This window comes from Myxococcales bacterium (genome assembly GCA_016717005.1).
GTDB lineage: Bacteria > Myxococcota_A > Polyangia > Haliangiales > Haliangiaceae > UBA2376.
Genome location: JADJUF010000038.1, coordinates 91,054 through 114,027, shown reverse-complemented (window position 1 = coordinate 114,027; position 22,974 = coordinate 91,054). Strand labels below are relative to the sequence as shown.

21 protein-coding genes are annotated in these 22,974 nt (G+C 69.7%); 8 read left to right on the top strand and 13 right to left on the bottom strand.

Going from position 1 to position 22,974, the window contains the following annotated elements; all coding sequences use genetic code 11:
- Positions 1-219: 219 nt before the first annotated feature.
- Positions 220-1,437, bottom strand: coding sequence for a multidrug effflux MFS transporter (locus IPL61_29560; protein MBK9035356.1), 1,218 nt, complete (start codon positions 1,435-1,437; stop codon positions 220-222).
- 110 nt (positions 1,438-1,547) lie between these two features.
- Here IPL61_29560 and IPL61_29555 point away from each other — a divergent pair, with 110 nt between their 5' ends.
- Entirely contained in the window at positions 1,548-2,186 is a 639-nt protein-coding gene (locus tag IPL61_29555) for a hypothetical protein (GenBank protein ID MBK9035355.1), read from the top strand.
- Positions 2,187-2,240: 54 nt separating this feature from the next.
- Here the strand turns inward: IPL61_29555 and IPL61_29550 are convergent, their stop codons facing one another.
- The 3 genes from IPL61_29550 to IPL61_29540 all read right to left on the bottom strand — a co-directional run bounded on the left by IPL61_29550 (position 2,241) and on the right by IPL61_29540 (position 4,401).
- A complete protein-coding gene (locus tag IPL61_29550; GenBank protein MBK9035354.1) occupies positions 2,241-3,182 on the bottom strand; it encodes a hypothetical protein in 942 nt (313 codons plus the stop codon).
- Between the two features lie 8 nt (positions 3,183-3,190).
- Complete coding sequence (locus IPL61_29545) at positions 3,191-4,138, bottom strand: hypothetical protein (GenBank protein MBK9035353.1); 948 nt, start codon at positions 4,136-4,138, stop codon at positions 3,191-3,193.
- A gap of 68 nt (positions 4,139-4,206) precedes the next feature.
- Positions 4,207-4,401 carry a hypothetical protein gene (locus IPL61_29540; protein ID MBK9035352.1) on the bottom strand — a complete coding sequence of 65 codons (195 nt, stop codon included), beginning with the start codon at positions 4,399-4,401 and terminating at the stop codon, positions 4,207-4,209.
- A gap of 350 nt (positions 4,402-4,751) precedes the next feature.
- Between IPL61_29540 and IPL61_29535 the strand changes: the two genes are divergently transcribed.
- The 4 genes from IPL61_29535 (at position 4,752) to IPL61_29520 (ending at position 7,217) form a co-directional block, all read left to right on the top strand.
- Positions 4,752-5,069, top strand: a complete 318-nt coding sequence (locus IPL61_29535; protein ID MBK9035351.1) for a hypothetical protein — start codon at positions 4,752-4,754, stop codon at positions 5,067-5,069.
- Positions 5,070-5,260: 191 nt separating this feature from the next.
- Positions 5,261-5,926 (top strand): hypothetical protein, encoded by a 666-nt coding sequence (locus IPL61_29530; protein ID MBK9035350.1) that lies wholly within the window; start codon positions 5,261-5,263, stop codon positions 5,924-5,926.
- Positions 5,927-6,126: 200 nt separating this feature from the next.
- Positions 6,127-6,582, top strand: a complete 456-nt coding sequence (locus tag IPL61_29525) for a hypothetical protein (protein MBK9035349.1) — start codon at positions 6,127-6,129, stop codon at positions 6,580-6,582.
- Entirely contained in the window at positions 6,564-7,217 is a 654-nt protein-coding gene (locus IPL61_29520; protein MBK9035348.1) for a hypothetical protein, read from the top strand. Before IPL61_29525 ends, IPL61_29520 begins: the two co-directional genes overlap by 19 nt.
- 40 nt (positions 7,218-7,257) lie before the next feature.
- Here IPL61_29520 and IPL61_29515 read toward each other — a convergent pair whose 3' ends face one another.
- Positions 7,258-8,013 (bottom strand): ATP-dependent Clp protease adaptor ClpS, encoded by a 756-nt coding sequence (locus tag IPL61_29515; GenBank protein ID MBK9035347.1) that lies wholly within the window; start codon positions 8,011-8,013, stop codon positions 7,258-7,260.
- Positions 8,014-8,690: 677 nt separating this feature from the next.
- Here IPL61_29515 and IPL61_29510 point away from each other — a divergent pair.
- The 3 genes from IPL61_29510 to IPL61_29500 are packed head-to-tail and all read left to right on the top strand — an operon-like array spanning position 8,691 to position 10,807.
- Entirely contained in the window at positions 8,691-9,500 is an 810-nt protein-coding gene (locus IPL61_29510) for a hypothetical protein (GenBank protein ID MBK9035346.1), read from the top strand.
- Positions 9,497-10,168 (top strand): hypothetical protein, encoded by a 672-nt coding sequence (locus IPL61_29505; protein MBK9035345.1) that lies wholly within the window; start codon positions 9,497-9,499, stop codon positions 10,166-10,168. The genes IPL61_29510 and IPL61_29505 overlap by 4 nt, the downstream gene beginning before the upstream one ends.
- A gap of 3 nt (positions 10,169-10,171) precedes the next feature.
- Positions 10,172-10,807, top strand: a complete 636-nt coding sequence (locus IPL61_29500) for a hypothetical protein (GenBank protein MBK9035344.1) — start codon at positions 10,172-10,174, stop codon at positions 10,805-10,807.
- Positions 10,808-11,032: 225 nt separating this feature from the next.
- Here IPL61_29500 and IPL61_29495 read toward each other — a convergent pair whose 3' ends face one another.
- From IPL61_29495 to IPL61_29460, 8 genes are all read right to left on the bottom strand, one after another.
- On the bottom strand, positions 11,033-13,651 hold the full coding sequence (locus tag IPL61_29495; GenBank protein ID MBK9035343.1) for a carboxypeptidase regulatory-like domain-containing protein: 2,619 nt from the start codon (positions 13,649-13,651) through the stop codon (positions 11,033-11,035).
- A 36-nt stretch (positions 13,652-13,687) separates the two neighbouring features.
- Positions 13,688-14,218 (bottom strand): hypothetical protein, encoded by a 531-nt coding sequence (locus IPL61_29490; protein MBK9035342.1) that lies wholly within the window; start codon positions 14,216-14,218, stop codon positions 13,688-13,690.
- Between the two features lie 292 nt (positions 14,219-14,510).
- Positions 14,511-16,787: an erythromycin esterase family protein gene (locus IPL61_29485; GenBank protein MBK9035341.1), complete on the bottom strand. Its 2,277-nt coding sequence runs from the start codon at positions 16,785-16,787 to the stop codon at positions 14,511-14,513.
- Between the two features lie 186 nt (positions 16,788-16,973).
- Positions 16,974-18,197, bottom strand: coding sequence for a hypothetical protein (locus IPL61_29480; GenBank protein ID MBK9035340.1), 1,224 nt, complete (start codon positions 18,195-18,197; stop codon positions 16,974-16,976).
- Positions 18,194-19,132 carry a hypothetical protein gene (locus tag IPL61_29475; protein ID MBK9035339.1) on the bottom strand — a complete coding sequence of 313 codons (939 nt, stop codon included), beginning with the start codon at positions 19,130-19,132 and terminating at the stop codon, positions 18,194-18,196. The genes IPL61_29480 and IPL61_29475 overlap by 4 nt, the downstream gene beginning before the upstream one ends.
- A 162-nt stretch (positions 19,133-19,294) precedes the next feature.
- Positions 19,295-19,696, bottom strand: coding sequence for an erythromycin esterase family protein (locus IPL61_29470; protein MBK9035338.1), 402 nt, complete (start codon positions 19,694-19,696; stop codon positions 19,295-19,297).
- Positions 19,693-20,892 carry an erythromycin esterase family protein gene (locus IPL61_29465; GenBank protein MBK9035337.1) on the bottom strand — a complete coding sequence of 400 codons (1,200 nt, stop codon included), beginning with the start codon at positions 20,890-20,892 and terminating at the stop codon, positions 19,693-19,695. The genes IPL61_29470 and IPL61_29465 overlap by 4 nt, the downstream gene beginning before the upstream one ends.
- 294 nt (positions 20,893-21,186) lie before the next feature.
- Positions 21,187-22,971 (bottom strand): hypothetical protein, encoded by a 1,785-nt coding sequence (locus IPL61_29460; GenBank protein ID MBK9035336.1) that lies wholly within the window; start codon positions 22,969-22,971, stop codon positions 21,187-21,189.
- Between the last annotated feature and the right edge of the window lie 3 nt (positions 22,972-22,974).

Here is a 22,974-nt window from a genome sequence, read left to right as displayed (position 1 = left end):
GCGGCCGATGTGATCCGCGTGGTCCGCATGACAGCGACATGACGACGTGCGTCAACGTCGACGCAGCGCGCGCATCAGTCGACGTCGACGCAGCGCGCTACGGACCACGCGCGAACGCGGTCAGCATCGACGCAGCGCGCTACGGAGCGCACGCGAAGCGTTAAATGCCGCCGCGGCACGCTCCGGCGCGCGCGCGCAGCAGTAATCGTCAGGCGCGGGTCACGGGTCGGGGGTCGGCGTCAGCAACAGCGCAGCCCGGGCCGAGATCGCGAGGACGAGCACGCCGAGCGCCAGCGGCCGGACGGTGCCGTCGTAGAGCTGCCCGACCACGCCGCCGATCAGCGCGCCGCCGATGGTCGTGACCGCGCCCAGCACCGACGACGCGGTCCCGGCCAGGTGGCCCATCGGCTCCATCGCCAGCGCGTTCAGGTTCGAGCCGACGAACCCGAAGCTCATCAGCACGACGCAGGCCAGCGCCTCGTACCCGAACAGGTTCAGGTGATCGGTGACCGCGAGCGCGGCCATCACCGCGGCGCTGAAGATCATCAGGTGCAGCGCGCGTCGGGCCAGCCGCGCCGGCCCGAACGTGCGCACCAGCCGCGAGTTGCCGAACGCCGCCACCGACATCGTCACGGCGATCAACGCGAACCACAGCGCGAACGCCGCGCCGACGTGGAACGTGTCCTGGTAGACCTGCTGGGCGGAGGTCACGAACGCCATCAGCGCGCCGTGCGTGAGCGCCATCGCCAGCATCGGCACCGCGGTGGCGCGGGTCGTGACCACCTCGCGCAGCCCGCGCGCGACCGTCCGCGGCGACAGCGAGCGGCGGTGCTCGGGCGCGAGCGTCTCGGTCAGGCGCAGCCCGGCCCACGCCGCGACCACGGCGCCCGCGACGGCCAGCACGCCGAAGATCCACCGCCACGACGCCACCCACAGCACCGCCTGCCCCACCGACGGCGCCAGCACCGGCACGACCATGAACACCATCATCACCAGCGACATCACCCGCGCCATCTCCGAGCCGCGGTAGCGGTCGCGCGCGATCGACACCGCGACGACCCGCGGCGCGCCGGCGCCGAGGCCCTGCACCACCCGCGCGACGATCAGCGCGCCGAAGCTGGGCGCGACCGCGCTGGCCAGGGCCGCGACGCCGTAGATGGTCAGGCCGACCAGCAGCGTCGGCCGGCGCCCGATGCGATCCGCGAGCGGCCCGTGCACCAGCTGCGACGCGCCCATGCCGATCAGGTACACGACGATCACCAGCTGGCGCCGGTTGCCCTCGGCGACGCCGAGGTCGGCGCCCAGGTGCGGCAGCCCCGGCAGCACCACGTCGATGGCGAGGGCGTTGAGCGCCATGATCGTGGCGAGGAACGCCACCAGCTCGACGAACCCCATCGCCGGGCGCACCACACGAGCCCGGGAGACAGCGTCGGTCACGATGGCGCAGCATACGCAACGACGGCGCGGTGACAATGGCGGCCAACCCGTGAACCCCAGTCGCCGCTCCTCCGGAACACGCGCCGGATCGGGCGCGTTAGGGTCTGGCCATGCAGCTCCGCGCGCTCGCCCTCGCCCTGATCGCCGCCACTGCCTGCGGCGGCGGCCACGCCCCGCGCGCCGTCAGCAATGAGTCCGCCGATCCCGCCGCGGCGGCCGAGCCCGAGGCCGTGCTCGCCGCGCTGGCCGACGCGATCGCACAGGACGACGGCGCCGCGCTGGCCGCCCTGGTCGATCCCGACCACGGCCTGACCTTGTGGTACACGCCCGGCGCCGGTCACGCGGTGTTCGAGACGATCACCGCCGGCGACGTCGTCGCGCCGTCGCGGCGGGTCCACCCCGGCCTCGACGACACCCCCGAGGCCTGGAGCCAGTACGCGTGGTCGGCGGTGCGCGCCAGCGTGACCGCGGGCCTGGCCAAGCTCGACCGCGATCCGCTCGATCCGCGCGCCGCGATCTACGGCGACTGCGGCGACATGGACCAGCCGGTCCGGGCGTACTTGATCCACGATCAGGACGACCGATCGCTGTTCGCGGGCGACCTGTCGGGCGACGGCGAGGTCGACGAGGCCGCGATCTCGACCGACCTGGCGGTCTTCAACAACTGGGGCTTCACCGCGTACCTGCGCCAGCACGCAGGACGCTGGTACCTGCGGCACCTGGTGGTGCAGGACGTCTGCAGCGCCTGAGCCCGCGCGCGTCGCTCAGCGCCTGCGCGCGCTCGGTCGAGCGCTCCTGAACGCTCAGCCGATCAGCGCCATCAACCGCTCGGGATCGTCGCTCTCGATCCAGTCGACGCCGAGCGCGCACAGCCGCGCGACCTCGGCCTCGGTCGACGCGCTCGGCGCCAGCCGCTTGCCCGTGGTCGACCCCAGCGGGAACAGCGTGTGCGCGCCGACCGCGATGCCGCGCCGGTGCAGGCCCGCGACGGTGTGCGGGCCGATCAGCGTGTGCTCGGCGCCGACCACCGGCAGATCGAGCGCGCGGCCGACCAGGTGGAAGGCGAGGATCCGCTCGAGCACGAGGTGGGCGTTGTGGGCGTAGGCCTGGCCGGCGGCGCGGCCGCCCAGCGGCGGCAGCCGGTCGAGCACCGGGCGCGCGAAGTTGAGCATCGTGTCGTCGAAGCAGAACCCGGTCACCAGCGCCGGGTGCGCGCGGCGCGCGGCCACCAGCTTGCGCGGATCGAACGACGTCACGATCACCGCGTCGGTCACCCCCGCCGCCGCGACGACCGCCGCGGTGCGCGCGCCGACCTCGGTCTGCCACACCCGCGGCAGGCCGAGCTTGACCTCGATGTTGATCGCGACCTTGCCGCCGACCTCGGCCAGGACCTCGTCGAGCCGCGCGATCGGCTCCTCGCGCTCGTAGCGCACGACCACGGCCCCGCCGCCGTCGTCGACGCCGTAGCGCAGCTCGCGGCCGACGCGCAGCTTCGCGAGCTGATCCCACGTCTGATCGATCACGCGGCCGTGGCCGCCCGTCAGGCGCCCGACGTCGCGATCGTGGAACACCACCGGCACGCCGTCGCGCGACAGCAGCACGTCGAGCTCGATCGCCGGGACGCCGAGCTCGACCGCGCGCCGGAAGCCTGCGAGCGTGTTCTCCTGGTGCAACCGCGGCACGCCGCGATGGCCGACCACCAGCGGCCGTCCCCGCGCCGCCTGGAACCGATTGCCCGTCGACACGCGCGCGGCTAGGCCTCTTCGAGCTCGCTCTCGTCGAGCTCGAGCACGTCGTCCTCGACGCTGTCGGCCGGGCCGCCCAGGTGCCGCACCAGCGACAGGTGCACCTGCGAGCGGATCAGCCGGAGCACGCTGTCGAGCTCCTGCGGCGACACGTTCAAGCGCGTACGCAGGAGCGCCAGCGTCGCCGCCACCAGCTGCTCCTTGGCCTTCTCGAGCCAGCGGAACGCGGTGACCCGGTGGACGCGGTAGATCGCGCCGATCTCGTCGATGTTGAGGCCGTCGACGTGGTGGTAGCGGAGCAGCGTCTGCTCGCGCGCGCCCTGGGCCGCCAGCGCCTCGGCGAACGCCGCCTGGAACTCGCGGGCGTAGGTGCGCTTCATGTACGCCAGCTCGGGGTCGTCGCCCGGCATCGCCTGCTGCGCGATCAGCTGATCGTCGTCGGTCAGCACCTCGTGCTTGCCCTTGCGCAGGTCGTTCAGGCACGTGCGCACCGCGACCGACCGCACCCACCGCCGCAGATCGCCGCGGCCGCCGTACTCGACGATCTTGCCCGGCACGCCGTCGCCCACGAACAGCCGCTGCCGCACCAGCTGCTTGACGTCGGCCACCCGCGGCGCCGGCATGCGCATGCGCGCCAGCGCGATGTCGACCTCGCGCATGTAGTGGCGGTCGAACGCCGCCAGCGCCGCGCGATCGCCGTCGGCGCACGCGCACGCCAGGTACAGGTCCGCCGCCCGCAGCGCGGCCAGCGCGTCCGCCGCCTCCGCCGTCGGCTCCAGCCGCGCCGCCGCGAAGCTCGCCGCGCGCGCCGGCTCGATCGCCACCTCCGGCCACGCCTGCCGCCCCTCCGCCACCAGCGCCCACACCAGCCGGGCCAGGTCGGGCATGGCCGCGAGCTCGTCCCGCAACCCGGGCGGGGCAGCGTCGAGAAACGGCGCGACCAGCGCAGGCTCCACGCCACGATCACGCCACATTCCCGCCGCCCGCGCAATGGCCGGGCCGGCCGGGGACCTACCAGCCCGCCTCAGCCTCGACGCGCGGCCGGCGTCGGCGCTGGCAGCCTCGGCCACTCCGGCCCGCACAGCTGGCCCTCCCCGTCGCAGTCGATGTCTCGCGCCACCGGCTCGTCGGCCTGCGCGCGCGGCGCGGCCACGAAGCCGCAGCCCGAGGCCGCGGCGACGAGGGACATGACGAGCGTGAGCGCGGTGTGTCGGTTCATGCGAGCCGGGATTGCAACGCCCGCGCCGCGTCGCACGCCAGGATGGAGCTCGCCAGATCGCTCAGGTGGCGCGCTGCCATCGCCGTGAGGCCGCCTCGCGACCGTTCCGGGCTGTTCCGGGGCTGTTCCGGGGCTGTTCCGGTTGTTCTGCTGCGTGCCGGTCGCAGAACGATCAGAACCTCGGCGGAACTGGTGTGGAACCCGCTGGCCGCCTGTGCTCGCGCGCCGGCCGCCGCCAAGTCCTCGTCGAGCCGCGCTCGCCATCCGCCGCATCGCTGGCCCACGGCCTGCACTGCACGTCGCCGAGCTCGATGACGGGCTCACTTGAACATCGTGTGAAGGAGCAGACCATGATCGGATCGAAGTGGAAGATGGTGGCGGCGGCGGCCTCGATGGCGACGCTGGCGGCGCTGGCGGCCCCGCGCCTCGCGGCGGCTCAGGACAACGCCGGGGGCGGGCCGGGCGACTGTCACGCGTGTACGGCCAACTACCTGACCGGGAGTTCCCAGTGCGTCACGTACGGGACCGGCTACAGCAACCTGTTCGGGATGACGGTGTGCACCGCCGGTACCGAGCGTCTCGGATTCAAGGTCCTCGCCACGTGTGAGCTGTCGGGTCAGGTCTGCATGGGCGATGTGCCGCTCCCGCCGTTCCCGGGATACCTCTGACCATGCGCGCGCGGGTCGCGGTCGCCTTGTTCCTCTGCGCAGCGTGCGCAGGGACGCGCGATACTTCACGGGACGACTTGACGTCGACTCCGAGCGTCACCATCAAAGCCCTACGTGGCCGTCGATGGGTGCTCCCGACCGCGACCGCCTCCGCGCTGGACCTTCGTCGTCACGCGGACGAGGTCGGCGTCATGACCGCCTTCCTCGATCTCGACGACGACGGACGGCTCGATCCTGAGATCGAGCCGTCCACGCCGTGCCTCGAGACCCGTTCGGGCTGGCAATGCCAGGTCGAGCCTCGCCAGGTGACCGTGCTGCGGACCACGACCGCGAGCGCGACGAGCCTGTTCGTGATCCCGCGATGGGATCGCGATCTCGGCGTGCGCTATTGCATCGGCAATGACGAGGGGTGCGACGCGCCATTCGAGGGAATGCCGACACGGTCGGGCGACGTACACTCGACCTGCGGTGATGCCCGCGTGGTCTGGCTGGACACGACGCCGCCTCACCGCGTCGCGATCGGTGACCACGAGCCCATCGTCGCGGCAGCGACGCTTCGTCGAACCGCGACCGGCGACCTCGAGCTGAGGATCGACGCCCCCAGGCCTGAGCGCGTCCTGGCCTGGGTCGGGCAGGGCGCGACAACGACCTGGGATAGTGAGAACTCGCCAGAGCTGTGGCGGGCGACCGATGGTGGCGTCGCGATCACGATCCCGGGAGCTAGCCTCCAACAGTGCGGCGCGTGTGGGGTCGAGGTCGCGATCGCACACCACGTCCGCTGGCACGACAAGGACACATCCGCGATGGTGCTCGACGTGCGCGAGCGCCGCTTTCACCTCGAGGTCGACAGCGAATGAGAATCGAGCGCCAGATACAGATCGGCCTGATCGCGATCGCGACGTTCGCCGGATACCTCACCCACTCACGGGCCGGTGCGCCAGCGCCTTCACCGCAACCCACGGCGACCCGATCGGCGCCGTCGAACCAGCACCCCGCTGTCATCGCTCGAAACGCCCAGGCCCCTCGCGGCTGGCGCCGGCCGGCGGGCGAACCTGGGATGAGCTTCACGCCGGCGCTCATCGATCCTGAACAGCTTCCGCGGCGCGACATCCAGACGGACGAGCCGCGGAACCCGGCCTGGGCCGAGCCGATGGAGTACGAGATGTCGCGGCTGCTTGACCGCAAGCTCGTGCAGATCTTCCCCGATCTCAGCGCGACCGTGCGCTGCCGCAGCACGACGTGTCGGGTCGAGATGGTGATCCCACCAGACAGCTCGACAAAGGTCGTAGGCTTCTTGACCCTGGCGGTGCCGCTGGGACAGCGCATGCGCCCGTCGTCGGATCGCCGCGACGCCGCGACGGTCGACCTCGCGCTCGAGGTTGACCTGGCCAAGACACCGACCCTCGACGACTGGCGACGCTACGGGGCAGATGCTCGAGGGTCACGACAGGCCCAGATCGAGGCGCTCATCAAGGCCGAGAAGGAAGGTACGCCGTGGTTTCCCGACCGCTGACATGGACCGCGACGGTCGCCGCGGCCGTGCTCGGCTTCGCCGCCGCGCGCTCGCTCGCCAAGGAATCGCCGGCGAGGCCGGTGGAGGCCGCAGCACCGGCCGCGCCGCCGCCGCCGTCACATGCACCAGCCGCGGTCGCTGCGCCCACGCCGGCGCCGCTGGGGACGACGCCACCGACCGCGCCGTCGAAGCCGCTCACGGGCCTCGAGCTGTACCAGCAGGTCAACGAGGCGTACCCCGATCTCGGGCGCGCGACCTGGCCCGCCATCAACAACTCGGTCACGCGGCTGCTCGAGGCGCACGTCCGCGCCCACGGCGACCCGGCGACCGCGTGCGCTCCCGACGGCGCCCTCGACGACGCCATCCTCACCGTCCACTGGACCGTGTCGACCGACGTCCAGGGTGTCCACGTCCGCGGCGGCCGCCTCGCGATCGATCAGTTCCCCGAGGCGCTCCACGCCTGCGTCGACGGCTACCTCGCCAAGGTCGAGGGCGACTTCCCGTCGAGGCTGCCGCTGGCCGAGCTCGACCTCCGCTACCAGTGGCCGATGCCCGCCAAGGTCGTGCTGGCCAGGCCACCCGCGACCGACGGCGGCGCAGCGCCGGCAGCGCCAGCACCGCCAGCCCCGCGCTGACGCCCACGGCATCGGCGCCTGCCCCAGCCGCGCGGGCCCGTCACGCGCTCGGGACGACGGCGACCCACAGCGGCGACGCCGCGCGCTCGGCCAGGTCGCGGGCGGCGATCACGCCCACCCGCGCCGCCGCCATCGGCATCGGGCCCAGCGTGCCGCGCCCGGTCTCGTGGATCGACCGCATCACGCGCTCGGCCTCGACCGGCTCGAGGCGGAAGCCCTCGATCAGCGCCTCGACCACCAGCTCCATCGTCGTGTACGCGTCGTTGCGCAGCTCGACGCAGGCCGTGCCGCGATCGCTCGCCGGCAGCGGCGGCGGCCCCGCGCCGTGGCAGAGCCGGAACAGCACCGCGGCCCGATCGATCTGCTGCGCGTCGAGTGCCGCCCCGGCGTGGTCATCGGCGAAGCACGCCCACAGATCGGCGCAGCTGATGCCGCGGCCGCCCTGCTGCGCGATCCACGCGGCCCGCCCCAGCACGCGCTCGATCGCCTCCGCCTCGCCCACGTCGCCCTCGGCCAGCGCCGTCAGCACGCGATCCTCGAGCCCGCTCACGTCGCCGCCCGCGTCGGTGATCGCCGTCGTCACCGCGTCCACCTGGAGCAAGCCGAACAGCACGTGCAGCGTCGACGGCTCCTGGCGCCGCGTCACCGCCTCGTGGCGCGCCACATGGACCGCGATCCCCGCGTCCTCATCGAACGCCTTCGCCGCCGCCCGCTCGACCGCCCGCCCCTCGCGCAGGTGCAGCCACCAGAACACCCCGGCGCTCGCCGCCGTCATCGCCAGGTAGAGTGCCGACACTGCGCCTCAAGCCTGGCCCAGCCGGCGCGGGGTGTCCACCGCGCGCCGAGCTGGGCGGGTTGGGCGGGTTGCCAGACACCTGGTCCCGTGCTTGCGCCGGCGTCGGACCCGCGTGGTTGTTTGGGTCCAAGACCTTCGCTCCGCTGCTCGGCGGTTGTTCTGGACTTGTTCCGGGTTGTTCCGCTTGTTCCAGGAATTAGGGAATCAAGTCCTGTGTTGTCCAACACTTGGCCGATTGGCCCAGGCACGGAGCGGTGGCACATTGTCTGCACAGTGGATTGCACGCGCCATCGATCCCGCTGGCGGCTCCACCCCACGAAGGAACGTCTCATGAACACCGTGATGCGCTCGGCCGCAGTCCTTCTCCTGGCATCCCTGGCTTCCATCGGTCCCGCCATCGCCCGCGACGACACAGGCGGCGGTCCCAGCGCGAGCTGCTATTAGTGCGCAGAGCGCGTCGTCTGGGGACAAACCACGGTCTACTGTCAGAGCGGCTGGATCGCCGGGTTCTCGACATGCAAGACCGTCGACCGCCCTGGCCCCCAGAGCGATGTGAACTCGTGCGAACTCGGGCTCACCTGCTTCAGCGGCAAGTCATGGCCGTTCTTCAGCGCATTCTAGCCAGGGCCGGCATTGCTTGTATGGTCGCCGGATGCGCGACCCGCGCCGATCCCCACGTGGTCCCAATCGAGCGCCCCGCTGGACTTCCGCTTGCCTTCGGCAGCAAGATCCAGAGTGGGGCGGTGTTGGCGCAGGTCGACTCCGTGCCAGACACGGTGCTCGCGATCTCGACTGTCGTCGATACCAACAACGACGGCGTGCTCGACCTGGACCGCGACATCACCATGCCATGCGAACGTCGACCAGATCACTGGTGGTGTGAGCGACCGACCCAAAGGGCGATCCTCCGCACCGTGAACGGCGCCGTGCATGAGATTGTCATGACACCTGGACCATACGTGGTCGCTGCGTGCGAAGGAGCGACATGTATTCCCGTCGACGTTCTTCAGGAAGGCTCCCTCCGCATTGTCCGTGAATGCGCGAGACCATTCAACGCCCTCGCGCTGGTGGGCGATGTCACAGATGAGCGAATCGAGCTGCGCGGGGTCCTGGTGACCCAAGACCCGACATGGCATCTTGTGCCCAAACGCAGTGACCGCCGGAACGAACAGATCGCGACGTCTGTGCCACCTCGAGTCGGCGCAGCAGCGGACGTCTGGATCGGCCCGCGGGTACTCGCGAACCCAGAGCAGCTCGACCCACTTCCGCCAACAAGCGCACAGCTGGAAGCGGCGGCGAAGTCGGGGGCGACTGCGGTCGTGGCGCGAGTTGATGCAGTCCTGTTCAACAACTGCGCGTCACTCCCCGACTGCGAAATGTGGCTTGGGATCGCGACGCGAACGACCGTCGCGCGCAGCCCTCGCCTCCGCGTTGAGGCGCTAGCCGACACCTTCATGCCAATGATCCACAGCGAATCGACTCAATGAACCGCACAACCATCATCGCCGCAGTCACAGGCGTGGCGGCCGGCGTGGGCCTGGCCTGGACCACCAGGTCGGCAGTTCGGGCGCTTGGTCCAACACCCAGCGGGCGCAAGCCAGCTGCGGCTGGTGAGTTGGCGACCGAGCGCGGAAGTGCCAGCGATAGCCCCGTTGGCATCAAGCGATTCGCACTCGAACTTGCACTTCCGAAGGGCCGCACAACCTACGACACGATGAAAGGCAGCGAGGGCGTCGAGGCGCCCACGGACACCGTTCGCGACGAGCGATGGGCGGTGGAAATGGAAGCTGCAATCGTCCAGCACAGCAAAGCCGAACTCGCCGACCTGATGCCTGACGCGGAATGGCTTGACGCGACCTGCATGAGTCAGACGTGCAAGATCCGCATTCGTGCACAAGCACAATCGCCGGAGGTCATGGCAATTCTCTCCATTTTTCTCTTTGGCCCAGGCACCGCTCGCTCGCATCAGGGGCGCGTCATCGACGATCGCTACACCGAATACACCTTCGACGTGCATTACCGCGATGACGACACCCGTGCCCGCATCTCGGGTGGCGAGTACTTGGCCCGGCAGCGACCGCTGACGCCAGAGCGCCAAGACCTGCGCGACCAAGTCCGCGACCACTTCCACAATCACCCCGACGACGAGCATTGACGAATGTCGCGCCCGCTCCATGCCTTGTTCACGTTTGCCGCGTGTGCAGGACTCGCGTTCGGCCTTGGTCGCGTACTCCTGCCGTCGCGCGCACCCGTACCATCACGTGTTGCGCGAGGTGCCTCTGATGGCATCGAGACGAGCTCCTGGCAGGGGGCGCCGCCAGGCGCCGCCGGGGCAAAGCGCCAGCGTGCGGCGGCCATCGCAGACAACGCCACGCTGCGCCGTGACCTTCGAGTCCACGGCGCAGGTCTCTCGGCCGAATGGCCCGCCATCTTCAACGAGGTCGTGCTGCGGATTCATGTACTCGGCGCAGGCACGGCCGCAGAGCGGCATCCAATGCTCGATTGCATCCACGGGGACGCTGATTCGCTCCTACGGCTGTGGGTGGCGTTAGACAGCGATGGCTCCACGCTCCGCGCGTCAAACATGCGTGTTCTCGAACCCGAGCTTGACGTCGCCGACCGCGCCTGCCTTGAACAACTCCTCTCGCCCGGCGTCGAGTTGCAGCTATCCGAGACCAGCCGTCCAGCGCCCAGCCTGCAGATCGGCCTCATCATACCATTGGTCCTTGATCCCCGCGACGTCCTTCATGACCTCGGCCGACTGGGTCCTGACGCGAGAATCGCGACTCCCTAGCCTTCTCCGTAGGCGCCGCGTGGTCGGCCAACCCCGCCAGAACGCGTTCCTTGACCCCGCTCGAATCGCCGCCCACCTCGCGCATCGGCTCGGTTCAAGATGTCGCGCCGGCAGTCGCTTCGTGGCTCGGCGGCCCAGAACCTCGCGATCATCGCCCCGCTCGTGCTCGACCCGCGCGCGCTGCTGGACGAGCGCCGGCCCCACCGCCCTCAACCGCCGCCGAGGTCACGGCGCGAGCGTCAGCGTCCCGAGGTCCGGCGTCGGCGCGACGATCGTCACCGGCCGCATCAGGCGCATGCGCTGGCCATCGGGCGACAGCACCGCGAGCGCCGCCGGGCCGACCGCGGCCCGCAGCTCGATCCGGCCGCGCGCGTCGCTGCGCGCGCGGGCACCGTTGACGGCCTCGAAGATGACCGCGCCGATCGAGGCGGTGTCAGCGCCGATCAAGAGCGGGAGCTGTCCCGCGACCCCGGCGCCGGTCGCGTCGACCAGGCGCGCGACCACCGTGGCCTCGGCGGCCAGCTCGACCGTGACCGCGGCGCTGGCGCCGGCCGCGAGTTCGACCGAGGCCGCGCCGACGGTGTCGCCGCGGCGGACCGAGAGCTCGTAGCGTCCGGCGGGCAACTGCGCGAGCACGAACGCGCAGTCGCTGCCCGTCCCGGTGGCGACGGCCGAGCGGGGCCCATCGGCGCGAACGCGACAGGCGCCGGCGCCCCCACGCACGGCGCCGCGGATCGTGCCGGCGCGCTCGACCCGCACGATCGCGGGGCGCGCGGGGTCGGCCTGGACCGCGGTCCCACGGAGGCCGCGCGCGGCGTGCTCGGCGACCAGGCGGTGCGGCGCCGGCAGCACCTCGAGCGTGAACTCGCCCGCGGCGTCGGTGACCGCCGGCCCCGCCGGTCCGCTCTGCTCGATCAGCGGGAAGTGCACCGACGCGCTGCCGCCGATCGCGCCGTCGCGGTCGGCGGTCACCAGCGCGTCCGCCACCGGCGCGCCCTGCTCGTCGACGACGCGCCCGCGGAGGGTGACCAGCGGGCGGTGGACCTCGAGCACATAGCCCGTGCGCTGTTCGCCCGGCTCCAGCGTGACCCCGGTGACCGAGCCGCCGGCGTCGAGGTGTCGCTGCGCCCACATCAGCGCCTGGCGGTCGTCGCGCGCGACCAGCAGGTAGTCGCCTGGGGACAGGTCGCGCAGACAGAAGCTGCCGTCGCTCCCGATCGGCGTCCCGCCGTGCGCGCTGGCGTGGCGCAAGTGCCGGTACGCGGTCGTGGGCAGCGACACAGGCTGGTTACGCAGTGACGGCGTCACGGTGACCGCGCCCAGCGTGCCGCCGCTGGCCTCGCGGACCGTCCCGCAGATCGACGCCAGGCGGTCGAGCACGATCGTCACGTCGCGCAGGTCGACGTCCTGCACCTCGACGCGCGCCGACCCACCGCCCTGCTCGGTCGACGCCACGAGGTCCCAGGTCCCCGCCGGCACGTCATCCAGCTGGAAGCGACCCTGCTCGTCGATCGGCGCGGTCAAGAGCGCCTCGGCTGTCACGCTGGTCCCGAGCCCGTCGAGCGAGATCGCCTCGAGCGGCCGGGTCACCCGCACCTGCCCCGGTCGCGCCGGCGACACCTGCCCCGAGACCGAAACCCCGCGCGCCACCCGCAGCACCAGGGACTCCGACGACGGCACCGCGATCGCGGCCGCGGCGGTCGCCAGCGCCGCCTGCCCCGGAGTGGAGCGCACGAGGTAATGCCCCACCGTCAGGCCCTCGAGGACGAACGCGCCCGCCGCGTCGCTGGTGGCCCGGGCAGCCGTGACCCCGAGATCCTCCGGCCTCGTCGCCACGATCGCCACGCCTTCGATCGGTCGCTCTCGCTGATCGACCACTACCCCGTGGACATCCGACGCGGCCTCGAGCAAGAGCTCGACCCCGTCGCGGGTCTCGCCGATCCCGACCGACACCTGCACCGCGGTCGCCTGGCCCCAGCCTGGCGCCCGCGCGCCCAGCGACACCACACCGGGCGAGACGCCCGTGAGCTCGTACGCGCCGTCAGCGCCGCTGGTCACACACGGCCGAACCGCCGCCGGCACGAACCCGGCCAGCTCATCCGCCGCCTCGACCTGCACGCACGCGCCCGCGATCGGTCCACGGTCCTCGGCCCGGAGCACCCGCCCGCGGATCGTCGCCGCGGGCGCCAGGCGGAAGTCCTCGACCCGCGCGCCGCGCTCGACCATGACCCGGCGCTCACCGTCGACGTAGCCGTCGAACCGCGCCGTCAACAGGTACGGCCCCGCCGCCAGCGCCAGCCGGTAACGCCCGGCGCCATCGGTCACCGCCACCACCGGCGCGCTGTCCCGGGTCCCCAGCTCGATCGCCTCGACGCTCGCGCCCGTCAGCACGCCGCTCTCCAGGTCCATCACCGTCCCCGTGACGGCGGCCGCCATCGTCACCACCCGCAGCGTCACCTCGCGGTCGGCGCCATCGACGATGACCACCTCCACCGGCGCGCGCTGCGCCCGCCCGTCCGCCGCCGCCCGCACCAGATACCGCCCCGCCGCCAGCCGCAGCGCGAACTCACCGGCGCTGTCGCCCTCGACCACCCGCGCCCGCCCCGCCGACGCCCCGCCCCGCGCGACGACGGCGATCGCCGCCGCCGCGACCGGCGCGCCGGTGGCGTCGTCGACCACCGCACCCCGCAGCGTCGCCCCCGCGACCTTCCGCTCGCCGCCGGCCACGATCACGACGTCCGCGGTCGGTCGCGCCCCGCCGCCGCGTGGACGCTGCCGTCGCGCGACCATCACCGCCGCCACCACGATCATCAGGACCAGCGCCGCCAGCGCCCAGCGGCGCATTCGGACACGAGGATGACGATCAGACATCGGGGTCTCTCACTTCTCGACAACCGGACGGCGGGACGCCGGTTCGACGACGTCCCGCCCGCAGCTCACTGCGGCGTGCCGCCGCTGCCGCTGCCGTTGCCGGAGCCCTGGGTACCACCGCAGTTCAGGTTGCCGATCACCACGACGCTGGCCCCGGTGACGCTGACGTTGCACGTGTTGGTTGGTGGTGTTGGTGTTGCCGCCGCCACCGCCGCCGCTCGAGCCGCCCGACAGGGCGTCCTTGCCGATCGAGATCGCGATGTCGATCAGCGTCCCCAGCCAGCCCTTCGCCGCCGCCGACTGGTCCGGCGCGACCCACGTGTCGGGCACCACCCACTCCAGGCGGATCTCGACCCCGTCGACCTTCTGGGACGTCACGACCGTCCCGTCCTTGGTGACCTCGAGCGTCATGTCCGCGCTCTTGAGCTCGACCTGCACGTCGTCGATCACCTTGTCCAGATCGCTCGCCGCCGCCACACCGCTCCCCATGACCAGGCCAGCCAGCGCCAGCGCCACCACGCCCATTCGCATTCCCTTCATCGCTCTCTCCTTGTCCGTCTCGTTTGAACTGCCACATGGCAGCAGCCCCGGACAATGCAGCCGTCGTGCCACGCTTCAGCGAGGGCGCCAGTCAGGCCGTCGCGCTGACTTGGACACTCGAAGGGGGCTCGCCTGCCCAGGCTGGCATGTACCGGCCGCTGCGCCTGCCTGTTCCATGCGTTCCGGTCGCCGCGGTCGCGGCCGCGCGTCCATGAGCGCGGCAACACGTGGACCGTCCGCGTCCGCAACGCGTACCGCACGGCGCCCGGCTCAGTCGTGCACGTCGCGCCAGTCATGGCGCCGGCGGCTCAGGCGCGGGCGCCGGCTTCGGCCGGATGCCTCCAGGCAACGGCCGCGCGCGGGTGGTCTTGTCGACGTAGATCACCGCGTCGAACGCCCTGGACAGCGCGACCGGGCTCGTCATGTTCGCCTCGTTGCTGAACACGGCGCCGACGTCGCGCATCGGGTGCGGCGCCGCGAACCATGTCGCGACCACGCCGTGCGGCGCCGTCCGCAGGTCAGCCACCAAGGTCGGCTGGCCGACGCGGGCGAACGGCGTCGACGCGTCACTTTCCGGCGCCGGCCCCAGCGTGTGCTCGCGCAGCGTGTCGCCTCGGCCCTTGGTCCCGTCGATCGCCTGAAAGGACCCCTGGCCGAACACGAAGCCGAAGACCACGTAGCCCGTGCCGAAGCGCCGCCGCAGGTCGCTCCCCATCGCCGCGTAGCTCGTGGCGTCCACACCGACGTGCCCGTTGTGCGCCCACACGACCATGCCCGTGCCCTTGGGTTGGTGAGCGAGGATCCACTCGGCGTTGTCGGCCATCGCCATGTCACGAGTGCGGTAGCCGCCGGCGCCGGCCGCAGCCATCGCGGCCTCCTGCTCGAGGACGCGAAGGTCTTGACGCGCCAGCTCGTAGGCCGCGGTCCCGGCGGCCGCGCGCCACGATTTCGCGAGCTGCTCGAACCGCGCCACCACCGCCGGGACGGCCGCCCGGCGCACCTCGGCCTTGGCGTCCGAGAGCGGCGCGACCAGCGCCACCTCGCCTGGCGCGACCTGCTGCACGAACGCGGCGACAGACGCAGCGGCCACGTCGGTGTACTGCATGTCGAAGCCGGTGAACTGCACCTTCTTGACGTGGCGCGGATCGGCGTTCCACGCCCGCATCCACTCGATCATCGCCAGCACCTCCTCGGTGTTCCAGGTCCAGAAATGGATCCCGTCGAGCCCGTGCCGCGGATCAACCGCGCCCGTCAGGACGTAGTCGTGGATCGCGCGACACTCGGGCTGGTTGGCCTCGATCGCGAAGACCGTGAAGCCCAGGCGCTCGACCAGGTAGCGCACCACGCGGTGCTTCAGCTGGAAGAACTCGCGGGTGCCGTGCGTCGCCTCGCCCAGCGCGACGATCCGGGCCTTGCCGACGATCTTCTTCAGCGGCTCGAGGTCGTCGAGGTCGTGGTCTGGATCGGCGGTGGCGATCCGGATCGCCGACGCGGTCAGCCAATCAGCCACCGCTGGCGGCGGCGGCGCCAGGACGCTGACTTCCAGGTCGATGACCACGCGATCGCCGGCCCGGGCGACGCTGGCGAGTCCCGTCAGCCGGGCGGCGTCGACTCTGGCGCCGTACTCGTTCGCCAGCGGCAACTGGCCCCCGAATGTTCCATCCGCGGCGACCGGGAACGAGAAGAGGTCGGCGCTGTTCGCGCTCACCGGCCAGACGTTGACCCGCGTGCCCGCCGGCACGGGATCTGTCATCACGGCACGACCCACGACCAGCACGCCGCCCGCGCGCGGCAGCGTGATCCGGACGTCAGCGATATCGGCCTCGACCAGCATCGTGTCGACGAAGCCACCGACGGACCCAGCCTTGTACGCGGTCAGGCCGAACCGGCCCGAGGTGGTCACGACCCGGAAGCCGCCGTCAGGTCCGCTGGTGGCCGCCGGTGTCGACGAGCTCTGCGGGTCGACGAGCCTGACCTCGGCGCCCGCGACTGGCGCGCCGGCATCGTCGATGACGCGGCCCATCACCACCACCGGATGCGGGGCCGGGATGTCCTCGACCGCGATCGAGAAGTCGTCGAACCAGGCGGCGCCCGCGCCCACCACGCCTGGTCCGAGCGTCAGGCGCTCCGCGTCATCCGGCACGTCCACCACGGCCACCGCCTCACGCCATCCCCCTGCCCGGCTCGGGTCACCGACGGGCGGCGTCCCGTACGCCGGCGGCCGGCGATCGACACGCAGCCACACCTGCGCGTTGTCGCCGCCGACCACCTCGGTCTTCACCCAGCCGTGGAGGCTGACCCGCTTGCCGCGCAACGTGGTGGCATCGACCGACACCGACGCGGTGCCAAAGCCGTCGGGCCCCGCGGTCAACCGAAACGACGCGACCCCGCCGTGGGCGTCACGATCGCTGCCACCCTCGCCCTGTGGAAGTCCGCCGCCCGCCCCCAGCTTCCACGCCTCCGGCTGGCCATCGACGACCGCCTCGAAGTTGAGGTTGAGCCCGGCCCACAGCGGGTCGCTCGGCGGCGCCAAGGGCACCTCGACCTTGCTGACAATCGCGGGACTCACCGCGGGCGCCGGCGCGCCCTCGACGCCACGGCCGCCGGCACACGCGACCGCGGTCGCGATGACGCACCAAGCTGTCACTCTCTTCATTCGCCAACATCCTTTCGACGCGAGGCGCCGAGACTCGCGGAGCCTATCGACCGCTCCCGCGAACGGTTGCTCATCCGCGCGCGATCCCGGCGGCACGGGTCATGGCACACCGCCCGCCGCGACCCGGATCCCGCGCTCCAGGATCACATCGCGGCCGGCCTGGACGTCCGCCAGCGTCGGCGTGACGAGGACGTCGACCGACGGTGCGCGCTCGTTGTAGTCGCTCCCATCGGCGAGCAGGACGCGCAGGCCGGTGTACTGCGCGTGCAAGCCCAGCGGCAGCGCGAGCTCGGCGATGTTCCCGTTCGTCCCGGCCGAGGGCTCGCCCACGACGGTCACCCGTCCGGTCGCGCGCAGGAGCGACACCAACGTCTCGACCGAACTCACGCACCGGCCGTCGGTGAGCGCGACGATGCGCGCACGCAGCGGCGGCGCGAGCGGATGCAGCGTCCAGCTCGACTCCTCGTACTCGACGACGCCCTCTGGCCGAACCACCGGCACGCCCCACCTCGGCGACGCGACCGGCGCCTCGAGCAGATGGGCGAGCAGGCCCAGCGCGCCATCGCTACCGGAGCCTCGCAGGTCGAGCACGATGCTCCTGGCGTGCTGCAGGGCCGGGACGACCGTCGCCAGATCGGCCCGCCTGAGCGCGCCGACGCGCAGGTAGCGCACGCCGGGAGACACCTCGGCGTTCTGCAGCGGGCGCGGCGCCAGGATCTCATCGAGGCCAGCGCCCTTCTCGACGCGGGGCAGCAGCGCGGTCTGAGCCGGACCGCCCGTGACCGAATAGGTCACCTTGGCCATGGAGCCGATGGGGCCGTAGAGCGCGAATCGCGCCGTCGCGATCGCTCTCCACCCAGGCGTCGCCGCCGACACACGTGCCGCGACGCCTGCCAGCAGCTCGACGATCGGCTGACCATCGATGGCCGTGACGATCGCGCCGACGGGAAGAGCGTGCGCGAACGACGGATGGACGGCCGTGACCACGACGCTGGCATCGTAGCGTCTGACCTCGAACGGCAGCGTGCCCGCGTCGAGCTCGGGCGAGATGACGCGCGCGTGTGCGTCGTCGAGCGCGACGAGGATCCGGCCCAGCGCGGCGCGCACGTCGGCCACGCTCTCGGCGGCCGGAAGGCGCAGCGTCGCTTCGTGAAACGCAGCGCGCAGCCCCGCGAGCCGCGCCGGGGCCTTGACGGCGAAGGTGCGCGCCTCTGCGTACAACAACTGCGCGGCGGCGAGGTTCAGCGCGGTCGCCGCGTAGCCCCCCGCGACGCTACCGGCAGGTCCTGCATCCCCAGTCGTCACGACGAGCGGATACGTCAACGTCGCCGACCCAAGCTGGACGCTCCGGTCGGTCTCGGGCCGCGGTGGGCGACGACGCAACGTGACACAACCGGCGCACCGCTGTCCACCCGCTCGTAGAGCGAGCTCCCGATCCCGCGGAGGTCCCCGGCAGCGAGCGGCACGGTCGACGCCGGTCGGCCGTCGCAGCTGACCTTCAGCTCGCGGAGGACCAGCTCGCCTCGGCCCGCAAACCGGACCGCCAGCTCGAGTGAGTCCGCACTGCTCGGGACATCGGCCTCGAGGACGACCTCTCCGGCGGCCAGCGCGACGTCGCTGCGGGCCTCATCGAACCCGCCGGTCGACGCGACCATCACCAGCCGGCCCTGCGCCTCCGGTGACAACCGCTCGACGCGCGCGACCGCGGACAGCTTGCGACAGTCGGCGCCTCGAGGAACCGGCTGCCAGTAGGAGAAGATCGCGGTGGCCGGTTCGTTCGCGGCCCCGTCCACGAAAGCGACGTAGATCCCTTCCGTCGTCGCGCCGTTGCGGATCACCGGGCCGAGACGAGGCGCGGCGACCGCTCCAGGCTCCGGCACGGGGCCACGCGAACGCCCCAGCGTCAGCCGCGCTCCCGGCGCCGCCTGTCGCACCCATTCATCGAGCGAGACGACCAGCGCCTGCATGTCTGGCGTCCGCGCAGCGAGCTCGTGCCCGACCGCGAGCCAGGCGGCCCAGTCGAATGCGGGGTCCACCTCGGGGCTGAAGTAGCGGACCTCGCGCGCGACGTCGGCGATCAACTCCAGGGCCTCGAAGCTGACCCGGCCCCCGGGGCGCCACGGGTTCGCGGCTCTGCCAGCCACCAGCCGAAGGTCCTCGACGAGCACCTCAGGATGCGCCGGCACCGCCCGGCCAGCGCAGGCGGCGCCGAGCACCAGCAGGAGCATGTGCAGCTTCAGCTGCAGGTACCAACGCATCTGTCTGGTCCCTACTTCGTGGTCGTGCAGGTCGCGGGCAAGCGTCGTGGGCCGTGCGGCCCTATCTCACTACTGCCGGCAGACGGAAAAGCCGAGCCTTCCCTCGGCATGAACCAGTACCCCTGCCGGCCGAAGCGGCCGAGGCCCTTCGGATCCTGGCGTCTATTCTGCGGTATGCACGTCACTGGCGTCCGTGGATGGAACTACCAACCGGACCACAACTGCGGCGTCGTACTCTTCCAATAGTGGAACATAGTCAAAATCACCCGTCGGGCCCGGATAGCCCGCACCAAATTCCCTGACTCGGCGCGGCAGCACAAGCCAATCACGTGCGGCCCTACTCAAGCGGGCAAACGGCAAGTAGACCTCGGCTCGCCCTGGGTTGTCGCTTGCGACGGCGGATTCCATGGAGTACGTTGGTGGCGCGGGCAATGGGTAGACGTCCATCGATGTCGCGCCCCGCGCGCGCGTCTCACCAGCGTACCCAAAGAGTCCAATCGCCCGGTAACCATCGCCGAGTTTGGCGCGAATCCAGTATCCGGCTGTAGGCGGGACATTGTTTATCGAAACCTTGACGTGTCATTGTGAGCGAGCACAACAAGAACCTTCCCCTCCGTCCTCTCGGCATTGAGCAGGACCATATCGGCCATCGCAACATCCCGCTGCGCATTCCTCCAAACGCCGGTGAGTGCAGAAACCTCAATCCGGTGCGCTACCGACAGCAACGCGACCCGATCACGCTCGGCCTCCGATCCAGACATACGTGAAGCGCGCACACGCAGTTCGTCAATCATTGATTGACGCTCTTTCGCATCCAGCGCCGCTGCTCCAGCGGCGCGATCTGTGCGCAGCGGAGCCAACTGGGCAACCAACGCATCTTCAAGCCCGAGTCGCCCGACATGTTCTATTAGGTAGTCGAACGCCTTCTCGTTCTGCGGAAGGTCTATTCCGACGATGCGGATCACATCTCCGCTGCCACTCTGATTGTGGATGCGGATCATTTTGAGAAAGTCAATGAACTCCTTGGTGTTCCAGATCCAGTACCCCAGTCCGGCAACAGCAGCTTTTACGTCCACAGACTTCCCCGTGACGTAGTCATCCAATGGAAACACTTCGACAGGTCCAGCCTCAATCGCAATGGCGCTGACTCGACCGAGCGCAGCGAGGCTCATGATCAACTTGGTGCGGGAGGTGAGGGCCGATGCGGAGCCGTGATCCGATTCTCCGATTCCAATGACTGACGCATTCTTGGCCGCTGCGTCTATGAACTCCGGGAGATCCGGGGTGTTGACAAATGCCGAACGGCTCGCGGGTCGATTGAGTTCGTCCAGCGCCCAGAGCTTCACGTCTGCTGCGCCAGCGCCACTTGCGAGGTCGAAGTAGAGCTTCTGAGAGTGAAACTGCTCTCCTTCGACGACCGCGTAGTAGCGGCCGGAAGGGACGCAAGCGGCGAACGCCCCGTCCTTCTCGACACCGACAGCCTGAATACGTTCCGGGTCGGTCCATGGAAAGAACCCGACGGGATGATCTCCTGCAGGCTGGCCGATGACCGATCCGGTGATGGAGACGCAATCCGTACGATATGATAAGTTCGGGTCTTGTGAGAGCGGGACCGTGACCCGTGCCACTGAATACTTGTCGACAGACGTTCCCGCGACGACGTATTCGCCATCCGGCAATTCCCTCACGATATCAAGGAGTGGTTTGCGGCTTTTTCCTTTGAACACCGGCTCGCCCGTGTTCAAGTCAGCGACGAACACGTATGGCTCAGAGTCCGCGGGGAGCGGCGCATGTGCAACGGACGAATGCCCACACGCGGCGACAAGGCAGACCAGAATTGCTCGCGGGAAACGTCTATTCATCGGAGAAGCCTATTTGCTGCCACCAATGGTGCAGGTGTCCTGGGCACCTTCTGTCGCATTTGTGTTCTTGGTCGATGTGGTAAATGGGCCGGCCCCGGCCCCAGCGGCAGATTCCAACACTGACGACTGCAACGGTCGGATGGTGGCCCTGCGGAGGTTCGGGATTTGACGACGCGTCTGCTTCTTCATTGATCAGTTCCCCTTGCTTGTTTGATGGTTGCGATCCAAGACATAGAGATAGCCCTCCGCGGCAATAACGCCAACACCTTGCCAAGCGTAAACTACCAACGGTGGCCTGCCGGTACCGATATCGATTGCACGAATGACGTCTCCGTCCAACGTCTGTTCGATTACTCCGCCATCTGCGACCACTAGCACAGTGCCCTGGTCGCTTGGACGAGAGATCCTTCTTATTAGCGCATTGAAGTCGGTTCTACTATTCAGGCTTGCGCGATGTACCCAAAGCGTGTGTCCACCTTCTGCAGCGACCCATCCATGCCCATTGTCGAAGAAGCTCGTTGAACTCAGCCCAGATTGGGCGACAGCAATCTCAGTAGCCACGCCTGAGGTAGGTTCCACTTGCAGGACGCGACCATCCCTTGTCGCAACGACCATCGCGCGATCCGCGATGGTCGCGCCCACTATGGAGCTGCCGACATTGAACGAGGCCTGGACTAGATCGCCATTGCGTGGTTCGCCTCGATAGACGGTGCCGTCTTTACTGACAATGAAGAGTGCTCCATCGACAGCTTCTCCTATGAACTCGGGCCTAGAGGCGAATTCCGCGATGAGCGTCAGGGGGCCGCCGTTCGCAGACCATTGCCAGACAGATCCGCTTTCTTCGCCGATATAGAGGTTTGTCGTACCGGAACGCAGCACGGTTACCGGTGAGGACACATGCGTTCGAGTCGGTGCACTCTCGCCTTTTACGTCTGAGCAAACCACGTCTCCGTCGTATCCGCCGGTACAGAGCATGTTTCCGGCCCACGCCATGCCGAACGATATGTCGCGGTGCGTGTGGAGTTGTGTGTGGCGGTGGGACTCGATGTCGACAACACCAACAGCACCGCTACCGCACTGATATGCGACAAGCGGCATTCGCTCGGCAGGCGAGAGCGCCAGTGGAAAGCATGCGAGTTCGGCGGCTACCGCGGGCGTATTCGAACGCAGGTGCCAGACCCTGGCTTGCATTGCACTTACGGTCACGACGATATCGCCATGGAGGAAGATCCAGAATATGGGGTCTGCACCGTTTGTGAGTTGCCACCGCTTCTTATCTAGGGCATCCCAAACTTGGCCGCGGCCATCGCGAAACCCCCACGCTACCAGGCTCCCAGCCGCTGCTAGGGCCGAGGGTACCGACGTAGTACTTGGACCACGGAGCTTTTGCGCGCTGCCCGCCAAGATGAACCAAGTGGAGTCGTCAGCGCCTACACCCGCGATGATGCCCTTGTCGCTGACCGCGATCGAGTTCACTTCGCCGGTCTCCATCTCGTCGATCCGCCCCTGCTCAATCCTCAGAGATTCTCCTGTGGGACTAATAGCGGCGACGAATTCTCCGGCGGCTGCGATGTCGAACCTAGCACCACTGCTACGGCACTTGCCCATCGTCGAGATCTTCCCACTGTTGACGACGGCAAGTCGATCATTTGCAGTACACACCCACAGCGAACCTGCTGTGCTGCTCACGATACTCCTGATGCCTTTCGCGATTGCGCGTGGCACGCTGCCATCTCCGTCGATGAGGAAGAGGATTTCGCCTGCAAGAATATACAGACTTTCGCCTCTGCTGATGATCGCGCTCACTGGCAGAGGGCCATGCCACGGGATTGCGTCATTGCCAAAAACTATGGCTACATTTCCGTGTACCTTCTTGAGATATGTCCAATTGCCACGATGGGCCGCAATTGGCGTCGGTTCGAATACTGACTCTGCGATGGTCGAAAGATGCCCGCTTTCTAGGTCGAGTTCCAGCAACCG